This window comes from Verrucomicrobiia bacterium (assembly GCA_035460805.1).
Taxonomy (GTDB): Bacteria; Patescibacteriota; UBA1384; order CAILIB01; family CAILIB01; genus DATHWI01.
Genome location: DATHWI010000093.1, coordinates 1 through 10,539, shown reverse-complemented (window position 1 = coordinate 10,539; position 10,539 = coordinate 1). Strand labels below are relative to the sequence as shown.

General features: G+C 54.7%; 12 protein-coding genes. 10 read left to right on the top strand and 2 right to left on the bottom strand.

Translation table 11 applies throughout. The features are described from left to right. Both VLA04_03605 and VLA04_03600 read left to right on the top strand, forming a co-directional pair. A partial coding sequence (locus VLA04_03605) for a hypothetical protein (GenBank protein ID HSI20761.1) occupies nucleotides 1-469 on the top strand: 469 nt, incomplete at its 5' end. Nucleotides 470-524: 55 nt separating this feature from the next. Continuing rightward, on the top strand, nucleotides 525-1,412 hold the full coding sequence (locus VLA04_03600) for a YegS/Rv2252/BmrU family lipid kinase (GenBank protein HSI20760.1): 888 nt from the start codon (nucleotides 525-527) through the stop codon (nucleotides 1,410-1,412). Here VLA04_03600 and VLA04_03595 read toward each other — a convergent pair. Beyond that, nucleotides 1,409-1,954 (bottom strand): class I SAM-dependent methyltransferase, encoded by a 546-nt coding sequence (locus tag VLA04_03595; protein ID HSI20759.1) that lies wholly within the window; start codon nucleotides 1,952-1,954, stop codon nucleotides 1,409-1,411. The two genes, VLA04_03600 and VLA04_03595, sit on opposite strands and share 4 nt — an antisense overlap. Nucleotides 1,955-2,018: 64 nt before the next feature. Between VLA04_03595 and VLA04_03590 the strand changes: the two genes are divergently transcribed. After that, on the top strand, nucleotides 2,019-2,483 hold the full coding sequence (locus VLA04_03590) for a DinB family protein (GenBank protein HSI20758.1): 465 nt from the start codon (nucleotides 2,019-2,021) through the stop codon (nucleotides 2,481-2,483). Between the two features lie 34 nt (nucleotides 2,484-2,517). On the opposite strand, the gene VLA04_03585 is transcribed toward VLA04_03590, so the two are convergent. Beyond that, nucleotides 2,518-2,970: a GNAT family N-acetyltransferase gene (locus tag VLA04_03585; GenBank protein HSI20757.1), complete on the bottom strand. Its 453-nt coding sequence runs from the start codon at nucleotides 2,968-2,970 to the stop codon at nucleotides 2,518-2,520. Between the two features lie 82 nt (nucleotides 2,971-3,052). Between VLA04_03585 and VLA04_03580 the strand changes: the two genes are divergently transcribed. From VLA04_03580 to VLA04_03550, 7 genes are all read left to right on the top strand, one after another. Then, nucleotides 3,053-3,730: a histidine phosphatase family protein gene (locus tag VLA04_03580; protein ID HSI20756.1), complete on the top strand. Its 678-nt coding sequence runs from the start codon at nucleotides 3,053-3,055 to the stop codon at nucleotides 3,728-3,730. 53 nt (nucleotides 3,731-3,783) lie between these two features. Then, the gene (locus VLA04_03575) at nucleotides 3,784-5,163 is read left to right on the top strand and encodes an MBL fold metallo-hydrolase (GenBank protein ID HSI20755.1); all 1,380 of its coding nucleotides are present in this window, start codon (nucleotides 3,784-3,786) and stop codon (nucleotides 5,161-5,163) included. Beyond that, complete coding sequence (gene rlmD / locus VLA04_03570) at nucleotides 5,156-6,337, top strand: 23S rRNA (uracil(1939)-C(5))-methyltransferase RlmD (GenBank protein HSI20754.1); 1,182 nt, start codon at nucleotides 5,156-5,158, stop codon at nucleotides 6,335-6,337. The genes VLA04_03575 and rlmD overlap by 8 nt, the downstream gene beginning before the upstream one ends. A gap of 76 nt (nucleotides 6,338-6,413) precedes the next feature. Further along, entirely contained in the window at nucleotides 6,414-7,016 is a 603-nt protein-coding gene (gene lexA / locus VLA04_03565; GenBank protein HSI20753.1) for a transcriptional repressor LexA, read from the top strand. A gap of 77 nt (nucleotides 7,017-7,093) precedes the next feature. Beyond that, the gene (locus tag VLA04_03560) at nucleotides 7,094-8,524 is read left to right on the top strand and encodes a glycosyl hydrolase family 18 protein (GenBank protein HSI20752.1); all 1,431 of its coding nucleotides are present in this window, start codon (nucleotides 7,094-7,096) and stop codon (nucleotides 8,522-8,524) included. 12 nt (nucleotides 8,525-8,536) lie between these two features. Beyond that, nucleotides 8,537-9,307, top strand: coding sequence for a LytR C-terminal domain-containing protein (locus VLA04_03555; GenBank protein HSI20751.1), 771 nt, complete (start codon nucleotides 8,537-8,539; stop codon nucleotides 9,305-9,307). A gap of 7 nt (nucleotides 9,308-9,314) precedes the next feature. Continuing rightward, the gene (locus tag VLA04_03550; protein HSI20750.1) at nucleotides 9,315-10,493 is read left to right on the top strand and encodes a DUF3048 domain-containing protein; all 1,179 of its coding nucleotides are present in this window, start codon (nucleotides 9,315-9,317) and stop codon (nucleotides 10,491-10,493) included. Nucleotides 10,494-10,539 lie beyond the last annotated feature (46 nt).

The following is a 10,539-nucleotide window of genomic DNA, read 5'->3' as shown; positions in this document are numbered from 1 at the left end:
GCACTGGACTGACGGCGGAACCGCCGGTAACCAACGCTGTGGAAGCGACCCCATTGGCCGGATAGCCTACGACCTAAACGTCCTGCAATCCACCAAGGTAGGGAAGACCGTCCATGAACTGGCTGCCGTCCTCACAAAGCTCGATGTCCTAGCGGGACAGCGGGCCCTTAAAGAGTCCGGCGTAGGGATACCCCTGGCGCTGGTACCGGGTAAGGAAGGGCAGGAAACGTTCGTTTACTTCTTTGGTGGCAGCGGCCTTCGGGTCTCCCGCGAAGAGACCGACCGGGATGCGCTAGCCGCTACCTCATGGAAGCCCAAGGGGCCACTCCACAACCCCAGCATTTACGAGGCAACGTTTGCCTTGCTGACCCCGGAATACACCCTCATCCCAGCCGACAGGCTGGACAACCCCGCTCTCTGGCTTGAGGAACGCATCATGCACCTCACAGCCGGAGTGGGGGCCACCTAACCCCCAAGGTCGCTCAATGTCGAGCGGCCTTTTTCATTCCTGCTATAGTCAGCCTATGACTCCCACCAAGGCAGCCCTTGTCATAAATACCGCCTCGCGCCGAGGCAGGCGCCTGAAACAGACGGCAGAGAAACTCCTGCGGGAGGCGGGCTTGGATATAGAAAGCCACCCCGTAAGCAATCCTGCCAACCTCCAGTCCCAAGTCGGCGGACTTATCGAAAAAGGTTTCCGGCTCATCATCGTTGGCGGCGGCGATGGGACCATCAGCGAGATAGTGGACCAACTGGTTTATAAGGATGTCGTCCTCGGCATCCTGCCTCTCGGCACGGCCAATAGTTTTGTCCGCAGCCTGGATATCCCAAACCACTTGCCAACCGCAGTTGCCGCTATCGCTAACGGAAAGGTAGCCGAAATAGACCTTGGCAAAATAAACGATACCTACTTTGCCAACGCCGTTTCATTGGGCTTTTCTTCCCGTGTTGCCGCCAACCTCCCGGACAACCTTAAAAGGTACCTGGGCATATTCTCATACCTCGTTCAGGGGATCCGTGCCATGGCGCACCTCCGCCCTTTTGAAGTCTGGTTCCCGGGCAACAACCCCGTTCCCTTCCAAACCTACCAGCTAGTCATAGCAAATGGGGGCTACTACGGCCCTGCGTCGCTCATCCACAAGAGCCGCTTGGAAAGCGCCGATATCACCATCTTTACCTTTAAGGGTCTTTCACCCCTCCAACTCCTTGCCATTTGGATGCGGGCCCTCTTAGGGCGTAGGCTTTCCAAGCAGAACCTGGACCGTGTGGTAGTGGAAAAAGAATTGATCCTAGAAACTAACCCGCCCCAAAGCGTGAGTTTGGACGGGGAGGTAACCACCACCACACCTATCCGCATTAGCGTTGCACCCAAGGCACTTAAAGTGATTGTGGCGGAAACCTCTAAGCTCTAGCGGAAATCATATACGTACACCTGGCCCTGCCAATTGGTGAGGCTGCATTCTTCCGTTGCCTGCACGCCAGGTATGGCAAAGGTAAGGGTGACAACCAGGGTCCCTTCCAATTTTTTCTCCTTGTGGAGCCTTTCCAAGATGGGGCTGGTAAGGTAGCAATACACCAGAGACCCCTTGGGATAGTTTTGGTTAAAAATATTACCGCGGAAAACCTTAAGGGGGGAACGGAATGCTAAGGCATACGCTTTGGCCCAGAAACATAGGAGCACACTAATGTCTATTGCCTGCACTTCCTTCCAACGGTAGCGGCGGGCCATAAGCCGCGCCACATTGCCTATGCCGGCTCCTGGCTCAATGAAAAGCACCTTCTCGGTTTTTGGGATATACCGCGCGATAATGTCATCAAGCACGGGCGCCACCTGTCCCACAGAGGAACTGACGTACAGCACCCGCCCCGGCCTGCTACTCAAAAAAACATCGACGCAGTGCCAGACGTACAAGGCAACGGCCAAGACCGCCACTAAGATGAGGAGCCATTCCATGAATCCATACTACGCTAAAGTGTTTTTTACCGGTAAGATAAACCGGCAAGCGTAACCACTCCATATGAAGAATACCCTCCAAGCCTATCTGCCCGAAGCCTTAAAGGACGCAGCCAACGAACTCATTGCCGCCTACGAATCCCTGCCCGAGGATAAACGGGAAACGAGCCCTGGCGGCAAGGCACGGACCCCCAAGGCGCTCGTGGCAGAATGTGCCTTCATGAACCTCAACATGCACATGCTGCTTGAGTCCAAACAGTGGCCAGACTTTTTCAACACGGAATATGTGTCAGAAAACGAAAAGCTTCAGGCCCTTTCCTGGGAAGAATTGAAGGCTAAGTTGCTCGAAGGCGCAGAGAACGTAGGCAAGGCTATCGCTGCCGTTCCCGCAGAGGATGTGGATACAGTCATCCAGTACCCTTGGACTACCTACACACTGGCCGATACTATGATGTACCCATACTGGAACATGATGTACCACCAAGGGCAGATCATCTATCTCTCTACCATGTTGGAAACAGCTGAATAAAAAGAAGACCCGCTCATGTGAGCGGGTCTTTTGATTAATCCAGGAATTTCTCAAAGACGATGAAATCAATCTTCCCAAAGTGGCGCTTAAAGGTCACAACGGGGGTATACCCCATAGCTGTCACCAACCCTTTGGAAGTCCACTCGGTACCTGTTTCTGCAGTAACCTTGTGGCAATAGTTTTCCCGGGCCCAGTTTTCTGCGGCCTCAACAAGCTTCGTCGCAACCCCACGCCTCCGTGCCTGCTCTACTATGCCAGTGCTGCCCATGTAGGCAACTCCCAGCTCACACCTCACTTCTAGATAGCCAAGGAGCTGGCCATTTTCCTCGTAAACAAGGGTGGCCTCAGCGGTGTGAAAGAAATGAGGATGCAGGTCTGCACCAAAGTGCTCTTCGTCAGCCTTGGGCCAAACTTCTTTTTTCAAGGCATCAAGCTGTGCTTTTGAAGCTTCATCAGAAGCGTCCAAGGTTCGAATATCTACTGACATGCTGAAGATCTTACCAGGAAAGAGGCCCCATGTCCAGCATTGCCATCTGGACACTATCGGCTCCTTATGCTAAAGAAGAGGAATGCATCGCCGTCGGAATTTGAGAAGACCAATCAGTACTATCACTCTGTTAAGGCATGCCCATGCCTTGCACAACCTGGCTGCCTACTACTTTTATCGGAAGAACATTCCCGAGTACCTAAAGATCCGTGCACAGATCATGGATGAACATAACGGGGATCCCGGCCTCTCACCAATCGGCGTTGCCGAGGCACTGAGCTGCCGCTATCTCATCGATGCCATCACGACGCGTACCGGCAAGGTACCCCGCATATTCTGCTCTCCTTCCAGAAGGACGCAGGAAACGGCCCAACTCATAGCCGATAAGCTGCCAATCATCCTCGTGCCCGGTCTCGTTGAGCGGCATTGGGGGCCGTATGAGACACCCGAGATTGCTGAGGGACAGGACATCATGGAGCACCTGGGCCATATCCACCAACTCAAGCGCGACCCACACTACAGCGTATGGGAGGTCCAAAGCCTGGCGCACAAGTTTGAGGAACTCCGGTCAGAGGCGCGGATGCTCTACGCACAGGCCAAGCAGGGCCCCATCCTGGTGGTGTCACATGGCGAAACGCTGCGCCTCACCGCGCCGCTCCTTCAAGGGCCTTTCGCCTACGAAACGGCAGAGGTGAACGACATGTTCAGTTACCCCAGTTTTCAAAACTGCGTACCCCGCTGCATACCCATTTATGCTTGAACCCGCACCCGCGGGTTCTTTTTTTAAGGCAAAATGCGGCATACTGCATATATATGAAAATCACTTTTAGCGGCGCAAACCGAGAAGTCACCGGCTCCTGCTACCACCTAGAGACCGCCCACCAACGCATTGTCCTGGACTGTGGGATGTTCCAGGGAGGCAAGTACGCGGAAGACAAGAACTCCCAGGCCTTTCCCTTTGACCCAGCCGCCGTGGACAACATGGTCGTCACCCATGCCCACTTTGACCATATTGGCCGCTTACCCAAGCTCTACAAGGAAGGGTTCCGCGGCACCCTCTATGGGACCGAACCTACCGCAGAGCTGGCAATGATCAACCTGCGTGACTCAGCCAAGCTCATTATGGAAGAGGCCGAACGGCACGGGCACGAACCACTCTATACTGCCGACGACGTGGAACCACTGGAAGCCATGTGGAAAACGGTTCCTTACCACAAGGAATTCCAGATTGGTGCTGGCGTAAGCGGGTTCATGGCTGATGCGGGCCACATCCTGGGCTCTGCTTCCGTAAAGTTTGTAGCCGAAGGCGAGCAAGCTGTTTTCTCCGGCGACCTTGGCAATACGCCCGTACCACTGCTACGCAACGCCGAATGCCTCTATGGCGCCGATATCGTAGTAGTGGAGTCAACCTATGGCAACCGGATCCATGAGACGGGGACGGAACGAACGTCCTTCCTTAAGGATGCCATCCACGAAATCATCCGCACCAAAGGAACGCTCCTCATCCCTGCCTTTGCCCTAGAACGAACCCAAGAGCTGCTCTACGAACTCAATGAGTTACACGCCACTAAGCAGATTCCCACGCTACCCATTTTCCTCGACAGCCCCTTGGCCATTGCCGCTACGGAAATCTTCCGCCAAAGCATCGATTTCTTTAACCCAGAAGCCAAGGAAAACCTGCGCAAGTTTGGCGGGGACCTCTTCAGCTTTGCCGGTTTGCGCTATACCACCACCTCCGAAGAGTCCAAGCATATCCTTAAGGTGCAAGGGCCAAAGATCATCATTGCCGGCTCCGGGATGATGAACGGCGGGCGTATCATGCACCACCTTAAGAACTACCTTCAATTCCCTAACACAACCGTCCTTATTGTCGGCTACCAGGTAGAGGGAAGCCTCGGGCGCAAGCTGCACGATGGCGAAAAGCACGTCGTCATTTACGGGCAGGAGGTGCACGTTAAAGCCAAGGTTAAGTCCTGCGGTGCCTTTTCCGGCCATGCCGACTACCCACGCCTCATGCACTGGATGCACTGCTTCAACGGCAGGCCGCCCAAGAAAGTCTTCGTGACTCACGGCGAACTTAACTCTGCCCTGTCATTCTCACAATCCATAGAAGAGGAGTTGAGCATCAGCTCCGGGGTGCCTGAGTATGCGGAGACTGTAGATACTACCCACCTTGCCGAAGCGAATGCCTGACATTGTACGGCCAGCACCCGATATCACTCCGGTATGCCCGTATTTCTACCAATGTGGCGGGTGTGACAGCCAGGATATCTCCTACCCAAAACAGTTGGCAGCCAAGGAGCAGCGGCTCCGCTCCCTTTTTGGTGCAAGCGTCCCTGAGGCGGCATGGCAGCCCATTGTAGGGAGCCCAGAAGAGTACCCCCTCTACTTCCGCAACAAGATCCGCTTTGCTTTTGTGCGGGAAGGGGATGTAGTCCGGCCATCCCGTCATCAGAAAGGCAGTGAAGAAGGGGATATTCCCGTAGACCGCTGTTTTCTCCTCTCTCCCGTAGGCGATCTCATTATGAATCTCACTGCGCGGGCCGCTACGGACTTTGGTTGGACCCTCTACAATCCAGCCACCAGAAGTGGGTGGCTTAAGCACCTCCTTATCCGTGAGGGAAAAGCGACGGGAGAGATACTAGTCTCCCTCGTTACTGATGAAGGCAAAATGGATGGACTCACCGCCTGGGCAGACTCGTTGCGCGAAAGCGTGCCTGCCGTGGTAAGCATTTTTCATTCCCGTAGCTGGGGCGCCACCAATACGCGCTTTGAAGATGACCTCCTCTGGGGTGAGTTGGGTATTACTGACAAAATAGGGAACTTCACCTGCTTCGTATCGCCACATGCCTTTTTTCAGCCCAATGGAAGCATGGTGACTGCGCTGTACCAGACTATTGAGAAACATGCAGGCCTTCAGGGGAGTGAGCATGTCTGGGATCTGTACGCCGGCTCTGCCACCATCGGCATGTTTTTGTCAGGCAATGCCAGTAAGGTGACTTGCATAGAATCCAACGAGGCAAACTGCGCGGATGCCAACTGGAACTTACAGAAAAACAATGTGACCAATGTGACAGTACACACAGGGGCCGTAGAGGATGTAGTAACGAGCGCCTTCTGCCAATCTACCGGCCTGCCTGATGTAGTTATCCTGGACCCTCCCCGGGCAGGCTTGCACGAGCGGTTCCGCAGGCTTTTGCCCAACTTAGGGCCTAAGAAGGTTGTCTACACCTCCTGCAATCCCACTACCTGCTACCGCGATATTCAGGATTTAGGGCGTGCGGGGTACCGCGTCACACAAGCCACCGGCGTCGATATGTTTCCCCATACATGGCACTGTGAGCTGGTTTTGACACTGGAGCGATAGACATTCATTTGCTTTCGTTGACACTAGCGGTATTTGTTCGGTATCGTACAAACACCGAACACGTAACAGTCCGCATATGGAGCCACTGACCAAGCGCCAGGCGGAAATCCTGGCCTTCATTACCGATTACATTGCTGAACATAACTACGCTCCCAGCTACCGGGAGATTGGCCATTACTTTGACCTCTCTTCCACCGCAACCATTGCGGAGCACGTAGAATCACTCAAGCAAAAGGGCTACCTCTCGCACGAGGAGAACCTTGCCCGTTCCATTCAAGTGAACAAACTTGCGGAAGCTGCCGAAGGGTTCTTCGCCATCCCGCTCATGGGCGCTATTGCCGCAGGCCGGCCAATTGAGGCCATTGCCACCAATGAAACCATCGATATCCCTCGAGATATGATGGGTAATAACATTTACGCCCTCCGCGTAAAAGGCGAGTCCATGATTGAAGACGGCATTCTAAGTGGAGACTACGTCATTATCGAACAAGGCAAGTCCGTCAAAAACGGTGACATCGTTGTGGCGCTCATTGACCGGGAGAACGTGACCCTCAAGCGCTTCTATAAGGAAAAGGACCGCGTACGGCTTCAGCCTGCCAACTCCACCATGAACCCTATCTTTGTCCGGAAAGTAGAGATCCAAGGCAAGGTAAAGGGACTTATCCGCAAGTTTGCCTAGGTAACCTGTTACCCACAAAACAGAGCCCTCTCGGGCTCTGTTTGCCTTTCCCTTTCTCAAACCCGTACAATAGATGTATGCGCGATATCATTGTGCGGTCACATACGCACTCCGCGACGACAGGATCGCGAGTTATTCCTCATGCCACACCACCCACTCTTTTAGAGCGGGCATTTCGACGTATTAACGAGTGGGGAGGGAAGCTTGATGAGCAGCAACTCCCAGTAACAGGGCCAGTACTTACGGCACTGCCCATTACCCGTAAGGTACACACCAAGAAACGGAACCCGTATCCCCAGAAGGTTGTCCGCCGGACCACCCGGGGCGTCCAAAGCGCGGCACATACCGCACGTGACGAGCTGCGCAAACCTGGCAAAAAGACCGCCATCATCCATACCGCAGCCCTAGGTGCCGTTTTTGCCCTCATGCTCTCCAATACCCCGTGGAACCGCCCTTCTTCTCCCGCGGATACCAATACCACCTCGACTGCCCGTCGCTACCTACCTGCCATTGCCAGTGATGACCGGCTCAACCCCCTTGATGCCGGGAAAGCCTTGGCCGAATCTGGGCAATCCGTCCGCCTCTATGGCTGGATCACCCCGTGGAATGTCAGCAACCCGTCCGATAACATCTTCAATTCCACCTCTGCCTTTTGGCTGACGGTAGGGGAGGATGGCATGTCCATGACCCCTAAGGCCAGCTGGTCCCAGTGGCAGTCTTACAAGGCTACGTATCCTTCTTCTGAAACCTACCTTACGGTAAGCGGAGACCCTGACCATACATACAAGGCACTCTCCGACCTGGATGTGCAAAGCACCCATATTCTCAACCTCCTCACCGCCGTGAAGGAGCAGGGCTTTACGGGTATTGATATCAACTACGAATCGCTCGGCAGCGAGAACCGCGACCTCTTCACCGGGTTCATCCGCAACCTCACCACCGTATTCCACCAAGAGAAGCTGAAGGTAGCCGTTACCCTTGAGGCCCGTATCGCCAACCAAGTACCTATGGACTGGCGGTCTGTTGGCCTTATTGCCGATGAAGTCCGCATTATGGCGTATGACTACCACGGCAAGTCCACCGGTGAGCCAGGCCCCATTGCCCCACTCTCTTGGGTGGCGGAAGTGGCTGCCTATGCTGCGGATACCATCGACCCCAAGAAGCTTGTTATTGGCCTGGGAAATTACGGGTATGACTGGAGCGCACCCCTCACTGACGCTGACAACTGGGAGGGAACAGGTATAAGCTATGAACAGGCGATTACACTCAGTACTGAAAAGGAGGCCCCTGTAATTCGTCAGACCGGCATCGATGAGCGCGGCTACGATATAGGCACCATCCCGGTGTTTACCTATACCGATACACAAGGCCGCCTTCACCAAGTCTGGTTTGAAGACGCAACCTCCATTCAAGAGAAGCTCAATGCTGCAGCCGCCTACCAACTCAAAGGAATTATGTTTTGGTCAGTAGGGGCAGGCGATCTTGCGCTCTGGCAATCACGTTCATAAGGAGAACATTTCATGAAGAAGAAGCTTGATAGCTTATCAGCCGGTGGGGCAGCCAAGCCCGCAGCCGCAGCAGAAGTAAAAGAAGAGGTTAAGGCCGAAAAGACGGAGACTCCTCCTACCCCTGCTGAGGCACCAAAAGAAGCTACTCCTGCAGAAGCACCCGCTCCCGCAGCTGAACCCACCCCTACAGCAGAGACACCCCCTACGGATCCTGCCCCTGCCGAAGAACCTGCAGCCGATAGCTTTGATGCGCTCTTCCCTGAACCACACGCAGCAATTGGCAAGCCGCCTTCCTGGCTGTGGTGGGTCATCCTTCTTGTGGTCAGCATCGTCCTAGGGGTGATTGGCTACTCCCTCGCACAGAAAAACCTCCACGAATGGCTTTCCCTAGAAGCAACCCCAACACCTACCGCTTCGGCTACGCCAACTCCAACCCCTGAGGCAACTCCAACCCCAGAAGCCACCCCAACACCTACCGCCTCAGCCACGCCAGAAGCAACGGTGGTTGTTCCGGCAAACGTTACGCTCCGCGTACTGAACGGCACAACCGTGGCGGGCGCTGCAGGGAAAGCTAAGACAACCCTGGAAGCCGCCTCCTTTAAGGTACGGACGACGGGCAACGCAAAGAATCAAAACTACGCCAGCACCATGGTCTACTACGCAGCGGGACGCAAAGCAGAGGCGGAGGCCGTGCAAGCTGCCCTCAGCGGGTACTCCACCACCCTTGAAGAGTCTACCTTGGCAGACCCCGATATGGTCCTCGTAGTCATCGGCCTTAAGTAAGCACCTCATGGAACCAGAGCAAGAAGTACAGCCGCTCATTGTGCCACCAGTGGCTACCACCCCTGTCAAAAAGACATTTGCCCAACACCTTAAGAATCCCAAGGTAATCGCGGGCATCGTTGCTGGGCTTGTAGTGATTGCCGCCCTGACCAGCGTGGCGCTGGCGTACCGCAAACAAGCCGGCAAGTCCACCGGCTGTGAGGGGAACAGCTGCAATACGAACGAGGCGATTGTCTCTGCCACACCTACGCCCACACCGTCTGCCACACCTACGCCCGTTGCCCGGAAATTAGATGGCGCGATGGTTGAGCCGGGTCAGGAGAATATCCGCCCACTCGGCATTATGATTGAGAATCACCCAGAAGCCCGACCGCAAGCCGGTCTCGCAGAAGCAGACTGGGTATACGAAGCCATTGCCGAGGGCGGCATTACCCGCTTCCTTGCCCTTTATGCCGATGCCAATACAAAGGATGTCCGCGTTGGGCCCGTACGGAGTGTCCGCACCTATTACCTGGACTACGCACGCGAATACAACGCCTTCCTGGCCCATGTGGGCGGGAACAGCGACGCCCTGGCCAGCATTCAAGCCAATGGCGGAATCACGGACCTGGACCAGTTTGCCATTGGCGAACCCACTTTCAAGCGTGATTTCAGCCGGAATGTAAGTACGGAACATACCATGTTCAGCTCTACAGGGAAGCTATGGGACCACATCACTAGCAAAAAGTATGAGCAAGCTGGCGGGTATGAGCCACTTCTCTTTACTGATGAGGCACCTGAGGCAAGCAGGGGAGCAGCCCAGAATGTTTCCATCGATTTCTCTTCCGCCTCCTTTGGTGTGAAATGGGCGTTTGACCCTAAAACCAATACCTACGCGCGTGCCATGGCAGGCCTAGCTCACAAGGACGCCGACACAGGAGAGGTGATTACCACCAAGAATATCGTCCTGCAGACCGTTCAGAGCGTACAGGTGACCAGTAGCGGGGGTAAGGTGGTAGGCAAGTTCACCCTTACTGGATCTGGCAAGGTTATTGTGCTCAATAACGGTATCGCCACCGTAGGAACATGGAAGCGCTCAGGGAATGAGCGAACCCGGTACTACAATGCCGATGGTTCAGAAATGAAGCTGGTGCGTGGCAATACCTGGGTTGAGGTAGTCCACCCCGATACTGTAATAAGCTATTAGCACACAAAAAAAGACCCCGTTGGGGGTCTTTTTTGCTAGCAGTCCG

Excerpts from the sequence above, each read along its gene's own strand:
- VLA04_03600 (HSI20760.1), top strand. The coding sequence starts at position 525 with ATGACTCCCACCAAGGCAGCCCTTGTCATAAATACCGCCTCGCGCCGA.
- rlmD (HSI20754.1), top strand. The coding sequence starts at position 5,156 with ATGCCTGACATTGTACGGCCAGCACCCGATATCACTCCGGTATGCCCG.
- VLA04_03555 (HSI20751.1), top strand. The coding sequence starts at position 8,537 with ATGAAGAAGAAGCTTGATAGCTTATCAGCCGGTGGGGCAGCCAAGCCC.
- VLA04_03590 (HSI20758.1), top strand. The coding sequence starts at position 2,019 with ATGAAGAATACCCTCCAAGCCTATCTGCCCGAAGCCTTAAAGGACGCA.
- VLA04_03550 (HSI20750.1), top strand. The coding sequence starts at position 9,315 with ATGGAACCAGAGCAAGAAGTACAGCCGCTCATTGTGCCACCAGTGGCT.
- VLA04_03575 (HSI20755.1), top strand. The coding sequence starts at position 3,784 with ATGAAAATCACTTTTAGCGGCGCAAACCGAGAAGTCACCGGCTCCTGC.
- VLA04_03585 (HSI20757.1), bottom strand. The coding sequence starts at position 2,970 with ATGTCAGTAGATATTCGAACCTTGGACGCTTCTGATGAAGCTTCAAAA.
- VLA04_03595 (HSI20759.1), bottom strand. The coding sequence starts at position 1,954 with ATGGAATGGCTCCTCATCTTAGTGGCGGTCTTGGCCGTTGCCTTGTAC.
- lexA (HSI20753.1), top strand. The coding sequence starts at position 6,414 with ATGGAGCCACTGACCAAGCGCCAGGCGGAAATCCTGGCCTTCATTACC.
- VLA04_03560 (HSI20752.1), top strand. The coding sequence starts at position 7,094 with ATGCGCGATATCATTGTGCGGTCACATACGCACTCCGCGACGACAGGA.
- VLA04_03580 (HSI20756.1), top strand. The coding sequence starts at position 3,053 with ATGCATCGCCGTCGGAATTTGAGAAGACCAATCAGTACTATCACTCTG.